This is a genomic window from Crossiella sp. CA198, from assembly GCF_052078295.1.
In the GTDB taxonomy this organism is placed as follows: Bacteria; Actinomycetota; Actinomycetes; order Mycobacteriales; family Pseudonocardiaceae; genus Crossiella.
The window spans coordinates 63473-83252 of sequence record NZ_JBQJIM010000009.1 but is presented as its reverse complement, the minus strand read 5'-3'; the positions used below and the strand labels follow the sequence as shown (position 1 = coordinate 83252).

Here is a 19780-nt window from a genome sequence, read left to right as displayed (position 1 = left end):
GCCGGTCCACAGTGGAGCGGCAGCGTGTGCTGGATCGCGGGACAGCGCTGGCGGGCATCGACAATCCTGATCCAGTCCGGGTGGCCGATCTCACCGCACATCCCCGCGCCTGGCTGGTGCGGACTGCCCGGAACAGCGCCGGGCCTGCGCGGCCGGGACGCCGGACCGCTCGCCCGAGCCGCCGCCGGAGTGGGCTCCGGGGCAGTGATCCCATCCTCCCCTGACCTACCAGACAGGTGTGGCGGCAATCGGCCCCTAGGATGGGCGATTGCTGAGGGGTCACAGGAAGGACGGTAGGTGCCGCGGCCAGAGCTGCCAGTGGATCCGGACGCAGGAGAATTGCAGCGGTTCGCCTTCGAACTGCGGCGGTTGCGGGAGAAGGCGGGGAATCCGTCCTATCGGGACCTCGCCCGGCTGGTGCACTACTCGGTGAGCACGCTCTCCGAGGCAGCGCGCGGGCGTAAACTGCCCAGTCTGGCGGTGACCCTGGCCTATGTGCGCGCCTGTGGCGGCGAGGAGGCCGAGTGGGAGGCCCGCTGGCGGGAGCTGGCCAAGGAGATCGACCAGGACGCGCTCGCCGGGCTGGCCGCCGAGGAGCTGAACGCGCCCTACGTCGGGCTCACCGCCTACGGTCCTGGGGACGCCGATCGCTTCTTCGGCCGGGAAAGCCTGGTCAACCAGGTGCTGGAGCTGCTCGCGGTGCGGGCGCTGGTGGTGGTCGTTGGCGCCTCCGGCTCGGGTAAGTCCTCGGTGCTGCGCGCGGGGGTGCTGCCGCGGCTGGAGCACGGCGTGCTGCTCACTCCTGGACCGCACCCGATGGACGAGGTCGGGTTCCTGCTCGACGGGTCCCGGCCGGCCGAGGCCGGGCTGGTGCTGGTGGTGGACCAGTTCGAGGAGCTGTTCACCCGCTGCCACGACCCGGCCGAGCGGCAGCGCTTCGTCACCGCGCTGACCTCGGCCGCGGCCACCACCGACGGCCGGGTCAAGGTGGTCATCGGGCTGCGCGCCGACTTCTACGCGCACTGCGCCCGCTACCCCGAACTGGCCGAGGCCCTGCAGGACGGGCAGATCCTGGCCGCGCCGATGACGGTGGAACAGCTCCGGCAGGCGATCACCCGGCCCGCGGTCAACGCGGGCAACGCGGTGGAGACCGCGCTGGTCACCCGGCTGGTCAGCGAGGCGGCCGGGCAGCCGGGAGTGCTGCCGCTGCTCTCGCACGCGCTGGTGGAGACCTGGCGCCGCCGCCGCGGCAACACCCTCACCCTGGCAGGCTATGAGGCCAGTGGCGGGATCGAGGGCGCGATCGGGCAGACCGCGGAAAGCGTCTACGACAGCTTCACCGACACCCAGCAGGACCTGGCCCGGCAGGTGTTCCTGCGGCTGATCGAACTCGGCGAGGGCACCGAGGACACCAAGCGCCGGGTCGCCAGGACCGAGCTGGACACCGGCGAACCCGAGCTGACCGTGGTGCTGGAACGCCTGGCACAGGCCAGGTTGCTCACCCTCAACCAGGATCACGCCGACCTCGCACACGAGGCGATCATCCGCTGCTGGCCCAGACTGCGGGAATGGCTGACCGAGGACCGGGACGGCCTGCGCACCGCACGCCGGCTGGGCGAGGCCGCCGAGGAATGGGTGCGGCTGGACCGCGATCCGGGCGCGCTCTACCGCGGCGCGCAGCTGGCGCTGGCCACCGACTGGGCCCGGCGCGGGCCGGACCGGGTGCTCAACCGCGGTGAGCAGGACTTCCTGACCGCCAGCACCGCCGCCGAGCACAAGGAGGAGCGGGTCCGGCGGCACCGGGATCGGCGGTTGCGTCAGCTCGTCGCGTTGCTGACCACGTTGCTGCTGCTGACCGGCACCGCCACCGGGTTCGCGGTGTGGGCCGAGCAGCGCACCGCGGCGCAGCGCACCAGCGCGCTGGTGCAGAAGGCGGTGGTGCAGGCCGAGGCGTTGCGGGCGACCAACCCGGCGCTGTCCTGGCAGCTCCGGCTGGCCGCCTACCGCGCCGATCCGGTGCGCGAGTCCGCGGACAGCGTGCTCAGCACCTCGGCGGAAGCCTTCACCACCATCATCGGCCCGCATTCCCGGGCCACCTCGGCCACCCTGTTCCACCCCACCGAGCCGCTGCTGGTGATCGGCGGCGCCGACGACGACCGGGTGGTGCGGCTGTGGGATGTCCGCGACCGGCACCGGCCCAAGCTGCTGTCCACTATGGACGGACATCACGCCGGGCTGCACAACGCCGCGTGGAGCAAGGACGGCAAGCTGCTGGCCACCGCGGCGCTGGATCGCACGGCCCGGCTGTGGGACCTCACCGATCCGCGCCGGCCGCGGGCGCTCGGCCTGCTCACCGGGCACAGCGGCAACGTCGAGGACGTCGACTTCAGCGCGGACGGGAAGTTGCTGGTCACCGTCGCGGTGGACAAGACCCTGCGGATGTGGGACATCGCCAACCCGGAACGGCCCCAGCTGCTCAGCGTGACCGAGGCGCACACCGATCTGATCCACGCGGTCGGGTTCAGCCCGGTCCGCCCGCTGCTGGCCACCGCGGGCTGGGACGGGCTGGTCAAGCTCTGGGATGTCAGCGATCCGCGGCGGCCGCGGGAGATTCCCTTCCCCGGCAAGCATGCCGACGGGGTGCAGGACGCGGTGTTCAGCGCGGACGGCAAGCTGCTGGCCACCTCGGGCACCGACCGGCTGATCAAGCTGTGGGACATCCGGGATCCGGCCCGCCCGGTGGAACTGTCCACTATGGCCGGTCACACCCAGGCGGTGCACGCGGTCACCTTCGCCCCCGGCGGCACCGCGCTGGCCAGCACCAGCGGCGACGCCTCGACCCGGTTGTGGGACATCACCGATCCGCGGCGGCCGCGGGAACTGGCCGTGGTGCGCGGGCACACCGACGCGGTGTGGCGTGCCTCGTTCAGCCCTGACGGCATCACCCTGGCCACCAGCAGCGACGACCGCACGGTGAAGCTGGCCGATCTGCGCCGCCAGGGCCTGCCGCAGCACGCCGACTCGATCAGCGCGATGGCCTACAGCCCGGACGGCAAACTGGTGGTGACCAGCGGCTCGGACCGGGTGCCCAGTATCTGGCAGGTCACCGACGACAACCTGGTGGAGCCGGTGGCTCGACTGCCCGAGCACGGCGGCCCGGTGGACAGCGTGGTGATCAGCAAGGACGGCAGGCACCTGTTCACCGCGAGCCTGGACCGCCTGGTCCGGGTCTGGGACCTGGCCGATCCGGCACGCCCGAAGCTGCTCTCCACCCTGTCCGGGCACGAGAACGCGGTGGACACGGTGGCCGTGCACCCCGACGGCACCCTGGTCGCCACCGCCAGCTGGGACAACCGGATCGGCCTGTGGGACCTGCGGGATCCGGCCAAGCCCGGCAAGCCGATCATGCTGGTCGAGCACAACGGGGACGTGCTGGACATCAGCTTCAGCCCGGATGGCAAGCTGCTGGCCTCGGCCGGACTGGACGGCACGGTCCGCCTGTGGGACCTCACCGACCGCACCGCGCCCAGGGAGGTCGCCTCGCTGCGTGATCATCCCGGCGGCGCCACCGGGGCGGTGTTCAGCCCGAACAGCAGGAACCTGGTGACCTTCGGCAACGATCACCGGTTGCAGATCTGGGATATCAGCGAACCGGCCCGCGCCGCGGTGCTGGCCGAGATCGGCGACAGCGGCTCGACCGTGCAGTCGGTGGCCTTCAGCCCGGACGGGAACACCCTGGCGGTGGCGGGCAACGAGGGGGTCATCCGGCTGCACAACATCGCCGATCCGGCCAAACCGACCGAGTTCGCCACCCTCAGCGGCCACGGCAACACCGTCTATCAGGCCCAGTTCAGCCCGGACGGGAGGCGGGTGGCCAGTGTGAGCGCCGACCGCACGCTGCGGATCTGGGACATCGACACCGAGCGCGCGGCGGCGCGGATCTGCGCGATGGCCTATCCGCGGATCACCGAGCAGCAGTGGGAGAAATACCTGCCGGGACTGGACTATCAGCCGCCCTGCCCGGCCTGACCTTCAGCCGATCCGGCCTGGTGACGGCGGGCCGGACTCAGCCCCGGCGCGAAGTCGGTGTCGCCCAAGGCGATGAAGCGCACGTCGAGGTCGGCGAACATCAGTGGCGTAGTGCGTGCCGCGCGGGTGGCCGGACCCGGTCAGGATCAGTCCTGGGCCGCGCGCCGTTCCCTTACCCCGCGCCGGATCCCGGCCGCCACCGCCAGCAGGGCCAGCACGATCATGCCGATCTCGGTCCACTTCCCGAGCCGGTCGGCGATGGTGGTGGAGGTGCGCAGCGGCAGGGTCTCGGTGAGGGTGCCCGGGGTGTACATGGTCAGCGACTGCGTCACGGTGCCGTCCGGGCGGATGGTGGCGCTGACGCCGCTGGTGGCCGCCACCACCACCGCGCGGCCGTGTTCCACCGCGCGCAGCCGGGCCATGGCCAGCTGCTGGTAGGTCATGTCGCCACGGCCGAACCAGGCGTTGTTGGTGGGCACGATGAGCAGCTGGGCGCCGTTGTCCACGTCCTCGCGCAGCACGTAGTCGTAGGCGACCTCGTAGCAGATGGCCACGCCGAGCGGGGCGCCGGCGGCGGTGAGCACGCCGGGGCGGGTGCCCGCGACCAGGTCGGCGCTGTCGGCGAAGGGGGAGAACAGCCGGGCGACCTCGCGCAGCGGCATGAACTCGGAGAACGGGACCAGCTGCTGTTTGGCGTAGCGGGGGCCCTGGCCGGTGACCGGATCCCAGGTGACGTAGGCGTTCTCCTGGCCGCCGGGCACCCGGTACAGGCCGCCGATCAGGGTGGGCACGCCGAGTTCGGCGACGGCGGCGTCGATGGCAGGGTCGGGGCCGTTGAAGCCGGTGGTGGACTCGGGCCAGACGACCAGGTCGGGTTTGGGCGAGGTGCCCGCGCGGATGGCGGCGGCCAGTTCGCGGCTGGTCTGGAGGTGGTTGCGGCGGATGGTGGGCAGTTCGCCGAGCAGCCGGATGCCGACATCGGGGGCATTGCCCTGCACCACGGCGATGGTGCGGGTGCCGGTCTGGGCGTCCACCCCGACCAGCGGCCAGGCGGCCAGCGCGGCGACCACCGGCAGCACCACTGGGATGGCCAGACCAACCCAGCAGCGCGCCAGCACAGTCGTGCGGGCCAGCAGCACCAGCGCGGACAGGCCAAAACCGAGCAGCGCCACGGCGAAGGACACCAGCGGCACCCCGCCGAGCGCGGCCAGCCCCAGCAGCGGCCCCTCGACCTGCCCGAAGGCCAGCTTGCCCCACGGGAAGCCGCCATAGGGGAACCGGCCGCGGACCGCCTCGGAGAGCACGAACAGCAGCGCCAGCCACACCGGCGCGCCGGGCAGCCGGGCGACCAGCGGCATCAGCGCACCGGCCGCGGTGAGGTAGAGCGCCATCACCAGGGACAGGCCGAGCCAGGGCCACGGACCCAGGTCGCGGCCGAGGAAGTCCTGTAGCCACAACAGGTGCAGCAGGAAGAAGGACAGGGCGAACAGCAGGCTGTAGCCGGCGGCGGCACGCTTGGAGCGCTCGTGCAGGACCAGGCCGAAGATGGCCACCGCGATCGGGGCCAGCCACCAGAACTGGTGTGGCGGGAAGCTGAAGTAGAGCAGCACACCCGCGCCGATCGCGGCCGGTACCCGCAGCAGCCAGTCCCGCCGGGGTGCGGGCGTGCCGGAGGGCGGTGTTGTCCGCGCTGTCACTCGCCGCAACCCGGCAACCACACCGGCCACCTCCATTCCATGCCGGACACGATCACAGCACGCCGGAGCCGGGCCGGGCACACCGGGGCAGCCCGACGGCCCGTACGCCGGAGCGCACGGGCCGCCGTTCCCCCTGCCCGGAGGAGTCGTGGGTCAGCTGAAGCAGAACGCCTGCCCGGAGCCGAAGCTCCAGCACTGGACCTGCTTGCTGGTGGAGTTGCTGTTGCCGGTCTTGTCGGTCACGGTCAGCTTGACCGCGTAATTGGCCTGCTTGTTCGGGTAGCTGTGGCTGGTGGTCGGGCCGGTGCCGGTCTGGCCGTCGCCGAAGTCCCAGGCGTAGGCGTCGATGTCGTTGTCCGGGTCGGAGCTGCCGCTGCCGTTGAACGAGCACTTGTCGCGCTGGCAGGACACGGTGAAGGAGGCGGTCGGCGGCTGACCGGCCGGAGGCTTGCCCGCGCGCACCGACTTGGTGACCGGGGCGGAGGTGGCGCCCTTGTCGTCGGTGACGGTCAGGGTGACCCGGTACTCGCCGTCCTTGGTGTAGGTGTGCGCGGGCTTGGCGCCCTCGCCGGTGGCGTTGTCGCCGAACTCCCACTTGTAGCCGGTGATCGAGCTGCCGCCGGTGCCGGGCTTGGACGCGGAACCGTCGAAGGAGCAGGTCAGCGAGTTGGCGCAGTCACCGGTGAACTCGGCGGTCGGCTTGCCGGGCTGGGTGCCGCCGCCGAACTTGCTGACGTCGAGGAACTTGTTCGGCGAACCGGGGCCGATGTTGCGCACCACGCCGGACTGGGCGTTGTTCACGATCGCGTCCCGCACCTGCTGCGGGCTGGCGCCGGTGTTGGCGGCCAGGTACAGCGCCGCGCCGCCGGTGACGTGCGGGGCGGCCATCGAGGTGCCCTGCATGCCCTTGCTGCCGGTGTTGTTGGAGTTGCTGGCCGAGTTGATGTTGGAGCCGGGCGCGTAGATGTCCACGCAGGACCCGTGGTTGGAGTAGCCCGCCTCGGTGTTCTGCTCGTCCTGGGTGGCCGCCACGGTGATCGCCTCGGGCAGCTTGGCCGGGCTGACGTTGCAGGCGTCCTGGTTCTCGTTGCCCGCCGCCACCACCCAGGTGATGCCGGCCGCGATGGAGTTCTTCATCGCCCGGTTGATGCCCTCGGGGTCCGCGCCCGCGCCGCCGGAGGTCCAGCTCGCGTTGGCCACCGCGGGCTTGCGCGCGTTCTGGGTGACCCAGTCGATGCCCTTGATCGAGGCGGCGTCCGGGCCGTTGCCGTCGCAGCCCAGCACCTTCACCCCGATGATGGTGACGTCCTTGGCCACCCCGTAGGCCTCGCTGCTGGAGGTGCCGCCGGTGTGCGTGCCGTGGCCCTGGTCGAACTGGCCCTTGCAGTCGTTGACGTTGGCGTCGTTGTCGATGAAGTCGTAGCCGGACTTGGCCCGGCCCTCGAAGGAGACGTGGTCCAGGTTCAGCTCGGTGTCGGTGTTGTACACGGTGACGCCGGTGCCGGTGTTGGGGTACTTGTAGGTCCCGTCGTTGGCGCCGTCGACCTGGTCCAGGCCCCAGGGCGCGTTCGGCTGCTCACCGGCGGGCGCCTTGATCGCGGCCGCGCGGACCCACAGCGACTGCTGCACGAAGTCCACCTTCGGATCCGCGGCCAGCCGCTGCGCCTGCCGCGGCGACATCGCCACCGAGAAACCACGCAACGCGGCTGAGTATGTGTAACCAATCGTGCCGCCGTAGACCTGGGTCAGCGCGGCGGATTCGGCGCTCACCGCGGTGGCGGCGGAGGCGTCCAGCGAACCGGCCCCGTGCAGGCCCACGATGTACTGGCCGGGGATGGCCTCCGCCGCGCCCGCGTTGAGCACCACGCCGGTGGCCTCGGCCTGCGCGGCCTGACCGGCGGCCAAGGTCAGCGCGGTGCTGACGATCAGTGTTCCGAGTGTTCTTCGCATGCCGTGCTCCGTTTGTCTCGCAGGGGAAACGGATGCAGTGAGCATGGTCAGCACGGGGTAGCGGGAACAATCCGAGGACCTATCCGTAGCGGTACGGATTTATTGCCGGTCAACCTGGGTAGTTGACGCCGGGTTCGCGGGCTTCGGTAACCTCGGCCGCCGGTGATCATCACGATCGGGGGTTCGTGGACGATGGCGGAGGACTGGATTCCGAGTGGACTGGATCTCGGGCGGCCCAGCGCGGCCCGGATCTATGACTACCTGCTCGGCGGCGGGCACAACTTCGCGGTGGACCGGGAGTTCGCCGAACGCGCCATCGCCGCGCACCCCGGCGCCAGGGACCTGGCCCAGCTCAACCGCGCCTTTCTCTACCGAGCGGTCGGTTTCCTGGTCGGCCAGGGCGTCCGGCAGTTCCTGGACCTGGGCTCGGGCATCCCGACCCGCGGCAACGTGCACGAGATCGCCCAGTCCGCCGCGCCCGGCAGCCGGGTGGTCTATGTCGACTACGAGGACGTCGCGGTCGCGCACACCCAGTTGTTGTTGCGGCACAACGACAACGCCGAGGTCGTACACGCGGACGCGGCCGATGTGGACGCGGTGCTCAACGCGCCCGCGACCCGGCGGCTGCTCGACTTCAGCCAGCCGGTCGGCGTGCTCGCGCTGACCCTGTTCCACTACTTCTCCCCGGAAAAGGACCCGTTCGGGGTGGCCGCCCGCTACCGCGAGGCCGTGCCCCCCGGCAGCTACTTCGCGCTCACCCACCTCACCGACCACCTGGTCGGCGCGGCAACCGGCGAGATCACCGAGCGGATGCGCGGCACCCGGGATTCGGTGCACGTGCGCGACGCCGCGGCCATCGGCAAGCTCTTCGGCGACTTCGAGCTGGTCGAGCCGGGCCTGGTGCGGACCTGGGAGTGGCGGCCGGAGGCGTACCTCAACGCCGCGCCGCCGGCGGACGGGGACTGGCTGTGCGCGGGGGTCGCGCGCAAACCCTGAGCGGTGCGAGGCTTGACCTTGACGCTGCGTCAGGGTTACAGACTTAGGCAAGTCCTAGCCCTACCGAGGGGACACCGGTGCTCACGATCAGCCAGCTCGCGACGGCCGCGGGCGTCACCGTGCGCACCGTGCGCCACTACCACCACATCGGCCTGCTGCCCGAACCCGAACGGGACCGCTCCGGCTACCGGCGCTACAGCGCGCAGGCTGCGGTGGACCTGATCCGGATCAAGACCCTGGCCGACGCCGGGGTGCCGCTGGCCCGGATCGACGCGCTGATGCACGCCCAGCCGCCCGAGTTCGCCGCGGCCATCGCCGACCTGGACACGGAGTTGCGGCGCAAGATCGACCAGCTGGCGCGGGACCGCCGCCGGATCGCGGCGCTGACCAGCGGCGAGGGGCTGTACCTGCCGCCGGACATGGTGGCCAACCTGGACCGGGCGCGGGCGCTGGGGGTCAGCGAGCGGGCGGTGCGGCTGGAACGCGACACCTGGGTGCTGTTCCGGGCGCTGGCCCCGGAATCCCTGCCCGAGTGGATCCGGCAGAAGACGGCCAGTTTCGAGGACCCGGACACGGTCCGGCTCTACCTCACCGCCACCGCGGCGCTGGACTGGGATCCGCACGATCCGCGGGTGGACCAGCTCATCGAGGAGATGGACGCCTTCGAGATCGCGCGGGACCGGGACACCAGCCAGGACGGGCCGCTGCAGCTGGCGTTCACCCTGATCGCCGAGCAGTCACCGGCCTGGCAGCGGATGCTGGACGTGCTGGCCCAGCGGGCCGGACAACGCCGGGCCGCCGCGTCCGCGGACTGACCGGCGCAGGCGAAAATGGGGGCGGAAAGCCGCCCCCATCTCACCGCGTGCGTGGGTCAGACGCCGGTGCAGGAGAGCACCTTGAAGGCGCCGTCGCTGGTCTTGGTCGAGACGACCTTGCCGTCCACGGTGATTTTGCAGGTCGCCGAGCCGCCCTTGGCCCCGATGGTGACGACCAGCGAACCGCCCTTGAGCACACCCTTGTTCTCGGTCTGCTTGGTCCAGGGCAGCTTGGCCACCTTCTCCTCCTGCGGCTTGAGCACCTCGCCGTAGGTGACCTCGACGTCGGTGGCGGTGCCGGTGACCTCGTACTCCACCTTGGCCACCCGGTCCAGCTCAGCGCGCACGTTGTTCACCGCCATGGCCGCGACGACCGTCCAGGTGATGCAGATCCCGAGGCCGACCACCGCGGCGACCAGACCGGCGATCGTCAGGCCCTTGTTGTCGGCCTTGCCGTTCTTGATCCGCACCAGTCCGATGGCGGAAAAGATGATGCCGAGAATGACCAGCGGCCACGCGATCACGCCGAAAAGCGGGATCAGGGAGATGATCAGCCCTACCAGGCCGAGGATGAAACCGGTGGTGCCAATGCCGTTGCTCGGCTGCGGCGCGACCTGCATCGGCTGGACCGGCGGGTAGGGGTGCTGCTGGGACACGTGCGGTTTCCTCTCGCAAGAAAATCCAGGGATCCGGCGAAGGAAAAATGCTCGCCGTGGATTTGTACCGGGCAGACCTTAGAGGCGGCCCGGTCGTTTTTCCAGCCGCGTGGCGTCGTTTGGCTGACATATCGCTAACGCGCCGCGTTAGCCGCCTTGACATCGCAGTCGCGCAGGGCCCCGGCCAGCAGTCCGGCGTACTCGGGCAGCCCGTGCCCGTCCGCCTCGGCGATCGCCGTGACCAGATTGCCACATTCGGCGGCCAGCCACCGCTTGGCCGGTGCCGCCCCGGTCAGCGGCACCGGGCTGACCCCCGGCAGCGGGTCCGGCACGGGGGCGTGCGGGCGGTCCGGGAACAGCAGCCGGGCCGCGGTCCGGGCGCTGTGCAGCTGGCAGTCGAGCAATCGGTGCGCGGCGGCCTTGCGCTGTGCGGCGGTGTCCTCGGCCAGCGCGCGTCCGGCGGCGTACTCGCGCAGCAGATCGGGCAGGCCGAAGCGGTGCGGGCGGTCCGGCTGGACCAGGTGCGCGGCGACCAGGATGTCCAGCAGCCGTTGGGTTTCCGCGATCGGCAGACCGGCGATGGCGGCCGCGGTGGTGGTGGTCAGGTCGCGCACGGGCGCGATCGCGGTCAGCCGGAACAGGCGGCGCGCCGGGGGTGCGAGCCGGGTGTAGGACAGGTCGAAGGCGGCGCGTACCGAGGACCGCGGATCACCGTCCAGCGCGAGCCCACCGAGCCGGTCCCCGCCGCGCAACGCGGCCACCTGCGCGGCGATCGTGACGCCCGGCCGCCCCGCCAGGTCGGCCGCGGCGATCCGCAGGGCCAGCGGCAGCTGACCACACAGGTCCACCAGATCGGCCACCGCCTGCGGTTCTTCCGCCAGCCGCGCCGCCCCGAGCACCTCGCCCAGCAGATCGCGCCCAGCCTCGGCGGCGAGCGGTCCGAGTGGCAACACCGCCGCCGCGTCGGCCACCGGCAGCCCACGCATCCGGTCCCGGCTGGTCACCACCACCAGACAGCCGGCCGCGCCGGGCAGCAGCGGCCGGATGTGCTCGGCGTCGCGGGCGTTGTCCAGCACCAGCAACACCCGCCGGTCGTGCAGCACCGACCGGTACCGCGCGGCCAGCTCCGCCACGTCCTCGGGCAGCCCGTCCAGCGGAATCCCGAACGCCCGCAGCAGCCGGGCCAGCGCCGCGGCGGCGCTCAGCGGCGGGTCCTGGCTGTAGCCGTGCAGGTCCAGGAACAGGTGCCCGTCCGGGAACCGGTGCCCGACCCGGTGCGCCCACCGCACGGCCAGGGCGGTCTTGCCACAGCCCGGCGGCCCGGTGATCGCCACCACCGGCATGCCAGCCGACCGATCGGTCGGGAGAGCCGCGGTCAGCTCGGCGAGTTCGGCGGCCCGCCCGCACAGCGCGGCGTTGTCCCGCGGCAACTCCCGCGGCACCGGCACCGCGACCACCATCGGCCGGGCGAGCAGCGGGTCCCCGCGCAGGATGGCCTGGTGCAGCGTGCTCAGCCCGGCCCCCGGCTCCAGCCCGAGTTCGCGGACCAGCAGGTCACGCGCGACCCGGTAGGCGGCCAGCGCCTCGGTCTGCCTGCCGGAGCGGTACAACGCGAGCATCAGCTGCTGGTGGAACGCCTCCCGCAACGGCTGATCCCTGGTCAGCCCGAACAACTCGGCGACCAGATCCCCGTGCCGCCCCAACTCCAGATCCGTCTCGATCCGCCGTTCCAGGGCCCGCAGCCGCTCTTCCTCCAGTCCCGCGGCCAGGGTGTGCCGCAACGCCACCGAAGGCACCCCCGCCAGCGCGGGCCCGCGCCACAACTCCAGTGCCCGCCGCAACAACTCGTTCTCCCGCCGCACCTCCCCCGCGCCCGCGGCCTGTTCGACCAGCCGCCGAAACCGGCACAGGTCAAGCAGTTCCGGCTCGATCACCAGCGAGTACCCGTCCGGCCGGGTCCGCAGCACCCCCTCCGCCCCGTCCCCGAGCACCCGCCGCAACCGTCCGATGTAGACGTGCAGGGTCGCCCGCGCCCCGACCGTCGGCCGCTCCCACAACACCGCAACCAACCGATCGGTCGGCACGGTCTGATTGGCGCGCAGCAGCAAGGCGGCCAGCAGCACCTGGAGCTTCCCGGCGCTGACGTTGACCGGTCCAGCGGTCGAGTGCACCTCCAGTTCGCCGAGCAGTCGTAAGTCCGTGATCGTCCCCATTTGTTGGTTCTTAGCAGGAATCCACGGGTGTTCGTGACCGGCTAACCGCGGTGGGAGGGGGGCGCGTTAGCCAGGCAACAGGGCGGCGTTAGTGACATAGCGGCGTTATCGCCGAGTTGGGCCGTTGGAGCATTGCCCGGCTCGCGCGACTGCGGTAAGGCTGGCGGCATGGTGACCCGGGTGTTCCTGGTTGACGACCACGAGATCGTGCGCCGCGGGGTGATGCACCTGCTGGCCGCGCATCCCGATATCGAGGTGGTCGGCGAGGCGTCCTCCTGTGCCGAGGCGCTGGCCAGGGTGCCCGCGGTGGGGCCTGCGGTTGCGGTGCTGGATGTGCGGCTGCCGGATGGCAATGGGATCGAGTTGTGCCGGGAGTTGCGGTCGGGCACGCCGGAGTTGCGGGTGCTGATGCTGACCTCTTTCGGCGATGACGAGGCGTTGATGGACGCGGTGCTGGCCGGGGCGGCGGGTTTTGTGCTCAAACAGGTGCTGGGGCATGACCTGGTGGGGGCTATTCGCACGGTGGGGGCAGGCGGCTCGTTGCTGGACGCGCGGACCACCTCGGCGTTGCTGGCCAGGGTGCGGCGGGAGCGGGAGCAGGACGATCCGTTGAAGGCGTTGACACATCAGGAACGCACGGTGCTGGAGTTGATTGGCGAGGGGCTGACGAATCGGCAGATCGGGGATCGGATGTTCCTGGCGGAGAAGACGGTGAAGAACTACGTGTCGCATTTGCTGGCGAAGCTGGGGATGGAGCGGCGGACGCAGGTGGCGGTGTACGCGACCAAGCTGCGCCGGACGGAGTAGAGCGGCTGGCGGCCATGCGATAACACACAATCTGCTTGAGTAGGCACGGATCGCTGCCATTCACTGGTCGCGTTGGCCGAACACGACGCGGGCAGGACGGTGTGATGGGCGAGGTCGTTTCCCTGGGCGTGGAGGCCGGACCGCTGCTGTGGTGCGTGGTGGCCAACGTGGCGGCGGAGACCACGCACGGCCCTGGCGGGCAGGAGGTTCAGCAGGGGCTCAAGCATTTCGCGCCGGGGGCCAAAGTGTGGGTGCTGCCGCAACAATGGGGTGATGGCGGGGAGTGCGTCCTGGTCATCGGACGGCACCGCGGTCGCGGACCGGGGCGGCTCGTCCGGATCGTGGTGGCGCGGGTGCACCTGGTCAACTTCCGGGTCCAGGGTGTTTACCGCGGCGCCGTGCATCGCGAACTCGTCCGGCCGTGGCAGCCCACCCCCTACGCGCATTGGGACGGGCCACTGCACCAGTGGGAGTCCCGGGCGGAGGCCGAGGAGGTGGCCGCCTGGTGGAACACGGCGCACGCCCGGCGAGCAGGAGTGAGCCAGCCTCGACGGCGCGGCGATCTGCTCGATGTGCTGGCTATTGCCTCCGGGACCGTGGCACCGTGGTGGGAGCTGAGGTTCGTGGTCAGGCGCCTGGTTGAGGAGTTGTTCGGGAATCCGGCCGATGTCCCGGCCGCGGTCGGTGGGTTGTTGCGGGATCAGGCTGAGGTGGACGCGATCACTGGTCTGCTCGGACCGTTGCGGGCCATTGCCGACGAACTCGGCCTTGACCGCTCCGATGCTGACTATCTGGGTCACCGCGACTGGCCGAGCGTCACCGCCGCGGCCCGGCTCGCCTACCCGGTGCTGACCACCCAGTCGGCCGACTGACGCAGAATGGGCTGATGAACGAGGTCGCCGCCGAGGGCGTGGATGCCGGACTGCTGGCGTGGTGTGTGGTGGCCAACGTGGCTGCCGAGACCGCGCATGGCCCTGGCGGACAGGAGATTCGGCAGGGGCTCAGGCATTTTGTGCCGGGGGCGAAGGTGTGGGTGCTGCCGCCGCAGTGGGGTGATGGCGGGGACCTCGTCATGGTCATCGGGCGGCATCGGGGGCGCGGGCAGGGCCGCCTCGCCAGGATGGTGGTGGCCCGCGTGCACCTGACCGGCTTCCGGGCCCAGGGTGTCTACAACGGCGCGGTCCACCGTGAACTCGTCCGGCCGTGGCTGCGCAACCCTCCCCGGAACGGGGACGGACCGTTGCGTCAGTGGGAGTCCCGCGAGGAGGCCGAGGAGGTCGCCGCGTACTGGAACACGGTGTGCGCCCGGCAAGGCGGGGTGCGCCGACCACAACGGCGCGGCGAACTCATCGAGATTCTCCAGGTGCTCGCCGATGCCACGCCCAGGACCGTGCGACCGGGGCCACAGCTGACGTACCGGGTCAAGCGGCTGATCAGCGAGTTGTTCGAGAACTCGGACGATCTCCGGCCCGTCACCGGCGGGCTGTTGCGTGATCAGGTTGAGGCAGCAGCGCTCACCGACCTGCTCGGGCCGCTGCGTGCCTGCACCGACGAACTCGGACCCGGGTGGTCCGATGTCGGGCTGCTCAGCCATCGGCACTGGCCGAGGATCGCCCTCGCGGCCCGCGTTGCGCACACCATGCTGACCGACCAGCTGACCGATTAGCCCAGCGGCACCGTCCAGTGCAGCCGAGTGCCCTGGGGTTCGGTGTGGGTCAGTTCGACTGTGCCACCCCGGCATTCGGCTCGTTCCCGCAGGTTCGCCAGCCCGCTGTGCACCGCGTCGGCCGGGATGCCCACCCCGTTGTCGGTGACCTCCACGACCAGCTCCGGTCCCGCCTCCACCCGCACCAGCACCTCGGTGGCGTCCGCGTGCCGGACGGTGTTGCTCAGCGCCTCGCGCAGCACCGCGTCCACCTCGGGCGCCAGGTCCGGCGGGACCAGGGTGTCGATGGCGCCGGAGAGGCGGACCGCGGCGGCGAGGCGGGTTTGGCCGGTGACCTCGGCGACGGTGTCGAGCAGGCGGCGGCGCAGGCTGGTGGGGGTGGCGGTGGGTGGGGTGTGCAGGTCGAAGATGGAGGTGCGGATCTCGCGGACGGTCTGGTCGAGTTGTTCGACGGCTTCCTGCAGGCGGGCGCGGGCCAGGTCGTCGCCTGCCAGGTGCATGGTGCCCTGCAGGGTCAGGCCGGTGGAGTACAGGCGCTGGATGACGTGGTCGTGCAGGTCTCTGGCGATGCGGTCGCGGTCGGCGAAGATGTCCAGCTGGCGTTGGGTGCGGTGTTTTTCCGCCAGCTCCAGGGCCAGGGAGGCCTGGTTGGCGAAGGAGGCCAGGACCGGGACCTGGTCGGGCAAAAAGGCGGCGCGGTCGCGGTGGCGGGCGGCCAGCAGGAGGCCGGTGGCCCCGCCCTCGGCGCCCAGTGGGACGGCGAGGGACGAGGTGAGGTCGTGGGTGCGGGCGATGCCTTCCAGCACCGGATCGGTGGCCGCGGACAGGTCGGGGATGAGCACCGGGGTGGTGGCGGTGTACCGGGCGATCGGGCTGGAGACGGACCGGTCCAGGATGTCCGCGGCGCCGGTGCCCATCGCGGCGGCGACCACGTAACCCTCGGCGGGCTCGTCGGAGGTGAGCAGGATCAGGGCCAGGTCGGCGGCGGAGAGTTCCAGGGTGCGCTGGGCGATCAGGCGCAGCGCGTCCTGGGCCGAACAGCCGGACAGCAGCGCGGTGGTGATCTCGCTGGTGGCCTCCAGCCAGCGTTGCCGCCTGCGCGCCTGCTCGAACAGCCGGGCGTTGTCCACCGCCACTCCGGCCGCCGCGGCCAGGGCCTGCAGCACCACCTCGTCCTCGGCGGTGAACTCGGCGCCGTCGCGTTTCTCGGTCAGGTACAGGTTGCCGAAGACCTCGTCGCGGACCCGGATCGGCGCGCCAAGGAACCGGCGCATCGGCGGGTGGTTGAGCGGAAAACCCACGCAGGAGGGGTGGGTGGTCAGGTCGGCCAGGCGCAGCACGTGCGGGTCCTCGCTGAGCGAGCCGAGTAGTCCCTTGCCTTCGGGGAGGTGGCCCATGGCGGCGCGGGTGTCCTCGTCGATGCCGATGTAGATGAACTGGCTGAGTTCGTCGGTGGTGCCGAGCACGCCGAGGGCGCCGTACTGGGCGTCGACCAGCTCGGTGGCGGCCAGCACGATGCGGCGCAGCGTGGAGTCCAGTTCCAGTCCCGAACCCACCGCCATCACGGCGTCTAGGAGGCCCTGTAATCGATCCCGGGTTTTGACGATCTCGGTGAGCCGGTCCTGCACCTCGCTGAGTAGCTCGTCGAGCCGTAGGCCCGCGGTCACCGGCGTGCTGCCGGCCGGCCGCGGATTGCCGTGCTGCGGACGCATCTTGGGGGCTCCGTGGCGGTGTGGCGGTCAGTGGTCAGTCTGACAGAGTGTCACGGCTTGTCACGCGGAGGAATCGGGGAGATCACCCCTAACCGTAGTGCCGTTCTTTTGTGACCCACCGAGCACCAGGGACCTTGGACCGTGTCGGCGGCCCGGCCGGAGCGGCACCGTGGGGGCCCGGCGCACAGCGGGAGGCGGGTGGCGATGGCGGATCCGGCGAGACCGGCCGGGCTCAGTTCGGCCGAGGTGACGTTGCTGCGGACCAGGAACGGGCCGCGGGAACCGTCGCCGGTGGCGCGATTCCTGGGGGTGCTGTGCGGTCCGCCCGCGCTGATGCTGGTGCTGTCCGGGCTGTTCGACCTGCTGGGCTGGCGGCAGACCGGCAGCGGCCTGCTCACCCTGGCCGCCGCGATGCTGCTGGCGGGATGGTCGGCCGGGGTTGCCGCGCACGCCCTGACCGCGCCGGTGCGTTCGGCGACCGCGATGCGGGACGGCCGGGCGCAACCGGTTGCGGTGGGCGAGCTGGTGTGCGGGGATGTGCTGGTGCTGGCGCCGGGAGACATCCTGTCAGCCGATCTGTCCATTGTGGACGATCAGGGTCTGGTGCTCGACGGCGGACCGGTGGCCGGGGCGGTGGTGCTGGCCGGGTCGGGGCTGGGGCGGGTGCGTGCGCTGCCGGTCGGCCCAACCCTGGTGGACCCGGTACCGGCGCCGTTGCGGCTGCTGGCGGTGGCCGCCGCGCTGACCGCGGTGCTGCTCACCGCGCTGCTCAGCCTGCGTGCGCCGGGGGAGTGGCCGCACTGGCTGGTGCTGGGCGCGGTGCTGCTCGCCGCCGTCTGCGTCATCCGCCCGGCCACGGTGACCGCGCTGGCCCGGACCGCGGCGGCCCGGCGGATGGCGGCCGCCGGTGCGGTGGTGCGGGATCCGCTGGCTGTCGACGCGCTGGCCCGGTTGTCCGTGCTGTGCCTGGACGAGGGCCGGACCGGACTGCCCAAGCTGTCCGCGGTGATCCCGGCCCCTGGTCACGAGCTGGCCGGGCTGTGGCTGGCGGTGCTGCGGGTGGTCGGCGCCGAGGAGGAGGGCACGGTCGAGCACGCGGTGCTGCGGACGGCGGTGGGTGCGGTGCAGCAGAGGTTGCCGCCGGTGGGCCGTTTCCGGTACCGGCGGCAGGCGGCCTACGGGCGGGCCGCCGCGCACCGGCTGGGCCCGGCCACCGTGGTCACCGTGCTCGGCGACCCGGAATCGTTGCTGCCGCACTGTGCGCCGGACGAGCGGTTCGCCCTGGCCGTGGCCGAGCTGACCGCTGGCGCGCACCGGGTACTGGTGCTCGCGCAGTCCACAGTGGACATAGGAGGCGATCGGCCGCCGCCGGGGCTGGAAGTCGTGGGACTGCTGGGCTTCACCGACGCGACCCGGCCCGCCTGGCCGCTGGCCGAACTGCGCCGCAGCGGCGTACGGGTGGTGCCGGTGCGCGAGGCGGGTACGGCCGTCGGACTCGTCGCGGCGCACCGGGCGGCGGGCGAGGTGGTCGCCGTGGCCAGTGACCGGCTCACCTTCGCCCGCGCCCTGCTGACCGCCGACCTGGGCATCGCCGCCGACAGCCGGGCGGCCACCCTGCTGGTGCCGGGGCCGGGCGCGCTGCTCGCCGCGATCCGGCACAGCCGCCGGGCGGCCCGCAACCGGCACGCCGCCCTGACCTACCTCGCCGCCGCCGGACTTGCCCTGCTGCTCACCGTGCTCGGCGCGACCCTGCTGCTCCCGGCCCCGCCGCTGTACCCGGTGCACCTGGTCTGGCTGGCACTGGCCGCGGGGGTGCTGCCGGTGACCGCGCTGGCCGTGGACCACCCACCCGGCGACCCGCTAAGTCTGCCCCCGCAACGGTTCCGGCTCCTGCCCGCGCTACCTGACGCCGTCCTGCTCGCCGCGTTGTCCTTGCTGTGCGCCACAATCGGCGACCCGGCGGAGGCCAGGACCCGGCTGCTGCTGTCCCTGCTCGCCGGTCAGCTCGCCCTCGCCCTGGTGCGCCGCAGCGAACGCCTGCCGCTGGAATCAGGCTGGACCAGTGCCCGCCGCACCCCGCTGCTGCTGGCGGGCTCCCTGGCGGTTTCCCTTGTCCTGACGGCGGTCCCGGTGCTGCGGACCGCCGTCGGACTCACCTGGATCGGCCTGGACGGCCTTGCCCTGGTGGTGCTCGCGGGCCTGCTCGCGCTGACCCTCAGACGTCCGTGTGCCAGTGCACGCCCAGGGTGCCCCGCTTGGCCTGCCGGTTGGACGCCTCCACGCCGACCCAGCCGTGCAGGACGCCGTCGTCGTCGATGACCTGCAACTGCGGCTTGACGTGCGATCCCCCGTCGTAGCAGTCGGAGCCGGTGGCGCGCAGACAGGTGCAGTGGTGCTCGTAGTAGTTCTTCCGCCCGCCCTCCGACGCCAGGTAGTACCGGATCGCCCTGGTCTCACCGGGTTTGCAGGCGGAGCAGGCTTCCGGGGAGCCGACAGGCAGGCCCGCGCTGAGGCAGTCGCCGTTGCACTGCTTCCAGGCCGTCGAGGTGAGGTCCATGATCGAGGTGCCGGTGTCGGTCTCGATCTTGCCGGTCTTCACCACGTAGGTGATGGAGTTCTGCCTGCCCAGGTACTTGTGCCGCGGGACCTTGTTCAGCGGCACAAAGGTGTCGTGCGGGGCGTTGCTGCCGTAGCCCTGGCCGACGGTGGCGCCGTAGCTGGAACTCCGCAGACCGATCGAGCTGAGCTTCGCGGTCGGCTTGCCCACCGCCCAGGTCTCGGTCTGCCCGCCATCCCAGGTGATCACCACCTGGGTGCCGTCGTTGGTGTAGGTGCCGTTGAGCGATTTGGTCAGCGCACCGGCCTGGAACCCGCCGGAGGTGTGGATCTCGCAGGCCTTGCCCACGCAGCCCGCCGAGGTCGGCTTGATGTTGGCGTGCGGGTAGCCGATGCCCCAGTCCCAGAACCAGAACGACTCGGTCACCGTGCCGTTGCCGTTGAAGTAGTACATGGCCAGCCGGGCGAAGGACTGATTCCCGGTGCTGTCCGGGTGGATACCGCCAATGGTGACCGCGTAGATCCGCTTGCCGCCGGGGTAGTCCACCGCCTGCGCCGTCCCTGGCGCGGTGGCCGCGGTCGCGGTGAACACCAGCGTGAGTGCCAGCAGCAGCCGCCAGCAGGCCCCGAACATCCGTTTCATCGCCCGATCCCCTCATCCCACCAGTGAAGTCGGGGGAACC

14 protein-coding genes are annotated in these 19780 nt (G+C 71.5%); 7 read left to right on the top strand and 7 right to left on the bottom strand.

All coding sequences use genetic code 11. The annotated features are described in order from the left end of the window. Window positions 1-297: 297 nt before the first annotated feature. The gene (locus ACTOWY_RS16740) at window positions 298-4029 is read left to right on the top strand and encodes an nSTAND1 domain-containing NTPase (RefSeq protein ID WP_441310542.1); all 3732 of its coding nucleotides are present in this window, start codon (window positions 298-300) and stop codon (window positions 4027-4029) included. On the opposite strand, the gene ACTOWY_RS16735 is transcribed toward ACTOWY_RS16740, so the two are convergent. From ACTOWY_RS16735 to ACTOWY_RS16725, 3 genes are all read right to left on the bottom strand, one after another. Beyond that, on the bottom strand, window positions 4008-4130 hold the full coding sequence (locus ACTOWY_RS16735) for a hypothetical protein (RefSeq protein ID WP_441310541.1): 123 nt from the start codon (window positions 4128-4130) through the stop codon (window positions 4008-4010). The two genes, ACTOWY_RS16740 and ACTOWY_RS16735, sit on opposite strands and share 22 nt — an antisense overlap. A gap of 45 nt (window positions 4131-4175) precedes the next feature. Beyond that, window positions 4176-5726 carry an apolipoprotein N-acyltransferase gene (gene lnt, locus ACTOWY_RS16730; protein WP_441310540.1) on the bottom strand — a complete coding sequence of 517 codons (1551 nt, stop codon included), beginning with the start codon at window positions 5724-5726 and terminating at the stop codon, window positions 4176-4178. Window positions 5727-5879: 153 nt separating this feature from the next. Beyond that, window positions 5880-7676, bottom strand: a complete 1797-nt coding sequence (locus ACTOWY_RS16725) for a PKD domain-containing protein (protein ID WP_441310539.1) — start codon at window positions 7674-7676, stop codon at window positions 5880-5882. Window positions 7677-7868: 192 nt separating this feature from the next. Between ACTOWY_RS16725 and ACTOWY_RS16720 the strand changes: the two genes are divergently transcribed. Both ACTOWY_RS16720 and ACTOWY_RS16715 read left to right on the top strand, forming a co-directional pair. Then, a complete protein-coding gene (locus ACTOWY_RS16720; protein WP_441310538.1) occupies window positions 7869-8672 on the top strand; it encodes an SAM-dependent methyltransferase in 804 nt (267 codons plus the stop codon). Window positions 8673-8749: 77 nt separating this feature from the next. After that, window positions 8750-9487, top strand: coding sequence for a MerR family transcriptional regulator (locus tag ACTOWY_RS16715; protein WP_441310537.1), 738 nt, complete (start codon window positions 8750-8752; stop codon window positions 9485-9487). Window positions 9488-9543: 56 nt separating this feature from the next. On the opposite strand, the gene ACTOWY_RS16710 is transcribed toward ACTOWY_RS16715, so the two are convergent. Both ACTOWY_RS16710 and ACTOWY_RS16705 read right to left on the bottom strand, forming a co-directional pair. Continuing rightward, window positions 9544-10143, bottom strand: coding sequence for an MmpS family transport accessory protein (locus ACTOWY_RS16710; RefSeq protein WP_441310536.1), 600 nt, complete (start codon window positions 10141-10143; stop codon window positions 9544-9546). Between the two features lie 134 nt (window positions 10144-10277). Then, entirely contained in the window at window positions 10278-12356 is a 2079-nt protein-coding gene (locus tag ACTOWY_RS16705; protein ID WP_441310535.1) for a BTAD domain-containing putative transcriptional regulator, read from the bottom strand. 168 nt (window positions 12357-12524) lie between these two features. Between ACTOWY_RS16705 and ACTOWY_RS16700 the strand changes: the two genes are divergently transcribed. The 3 genes from ACTOWY_RS16700 (at window position 12525) to ACTOWY_RS16690 (ending at window position 14829) form a co-directional block, all read left to right on the top strand. Continuing rightward, window positions 12525-13163: a response regulator gene (locus ACTOWY_RS16700; protein WP_441310534.1), complete on the top strand. Its 639-nt coding sequence runs from the start codon at window positions 12525-12527 to the stop codon at window positions 13161-13163. Between the two features lie 104 nt (window positions 13164-13267). Then, window positions 13268-14035, top strand: a complete 768-nt coding sequence (locus tag ACTOWY_RS16695; RefSeq protein ID WP_441310533.1) for an SCO4402 family protein — start codon at window positions 13268-13270, stop codon at window positions 14033-14035. 14 nt (window positions 14036-14049) lie between these two features. Beyond that, window positions 14050-14829 carry an SCO4402 family protein gene (locus ACTOWY_RS16690; RefSeq protein ID WP_441310532.1) on the top strand — a complete coding sequence of 260 codons (780 nt, stop codon included), beginning with the start codon at window positions 14050-14052 and terminating at the stop codon, window positions 14827-14829. Here ACTOWY_RS16690 and ACTOWY_RS16685 read toward each other — a convergent pair. Further along, window positions 14826-16541, bottom strand: a complete 1716-nt coding sequence (locus ACTOWY_RS16685) for a GAF domain-containing protein (protein WP_441310531.1) — start codon at window positions 16539-16541, stop codon at window positions 14826-14828. The genes ACTOWY_RS16690 and ACTOWY_RS16685 overlap by 4 nt on opposite strands. Window positions 16542-16745: 204 nt before the next feature. Here ACTOWY_RS16685 and ACTOWY_RS16680 point away from each other — a divergent pair, with 204 nt between their 5' ends. Further along, window positions 16746-18860: a cation transporting ATPase C-terminal domain-containing protein gene (locus ACTOWY_RS16680; RefSeq protein WP_441310530.1), complete on the top strand. Its 2115-nt coding sequence runs from the start codon at window positions 16746-16748 to the stop codon at window positions 18858-18860. Here ACTOWY_RS16680 and ACTOWY_RS16675 read toward each other — a convergent pair. Continuing rightward, window positions 18757-19740 (bottom strand): hypothetical protein, encoded by a 984-nt coding sequence (locus ACTOWY_RS16675; RefSeq protein ID WP_441310529.1) that lies wholly within the window; start codon window positions 19738-19740, stop codon window positions 18757-18759. The genes ACTOWY_RS16680 and ACTOWY_RS16675 overlap by 104 nt on opposite strands. Window positions 19741-19780: the final 40 nt, after the last annotated feature.

Bases quoted from the DNA above. Each gene is read 5' to 3' on its own strand.
- ACTOWY_RS16735 (WP_441310541.1), bottom strand. From the start codon at position 4,130: ATGTTCGCCGACCTCGACGTGCGCTTCATCGCCTTGGGCGACACCGAC.
- ACTOWY_RS16725 (WP_441310539.1), bottom strand. From the start codon at position 7,676: ATGCGAAGAACACTCGGAACACTGATCGTCAGCACCGCGCTGACCTTG.
- ACTOWY_RS16720 (WP_441310538.1), top strand. From the start codon at position 7,869: ATGGCGGAGGACTGGATTCCGAGTGGACTGGATCTCGGGCGGCCCAGC.
- ACTOWY_RS16705 (WP_441310535.1), bottom strand. From the start codon at position 12,356: ATGGGGACGATCACGGACTTACGACTGCTCGGCGAACTGGAGGTGCAC.
- ACTOWY_RS16700 (WP_441310534.1), top strand. From the start codon at position 12,525: ATGGTGACCCGGGTGTTCCTGGTTGACGACCACGAGATCGTGCGCCGC.
- ACTOWY_RS16695 (WP_441310533.1), top strand. From the start codon at position 13,268: ATGGGCGAGGTCGTTTCCCTGGGCGTGGAGGCCGGACCGCTGCTGTGG.
- ACTOWY_RS16690 (WP_441310532.1), top strand. From the start codon at position 14,050: ATGAACGAGGTCGCCGCCGAGGGCGTGGATGCCGGACTGCTGGCGTGG.
- ACTOWY_RS16685 (WP_441310531.1), bottom strand. From the start codon at position 16,541: ATGCGTCCGCAGCACGGCAATCCGCGGCCGGCCGGCAGCACGCCGGTG.
- ACTOWY_RS16680 (WP_441310530.1), top strand. From the start codon at position 16,746: ATGGCGGATCCGGCGAGACCGGCCGGGCTCAGTTCGGCCGAGGTGACG.
- ACTOWY_RS16675 (WP_441310529.1), bottom strand. From the start codon at position 19,740: ATGAAACGGATGTTCGGGGCCTGCTGGCGGCTGCTGCTGGCACTCACG.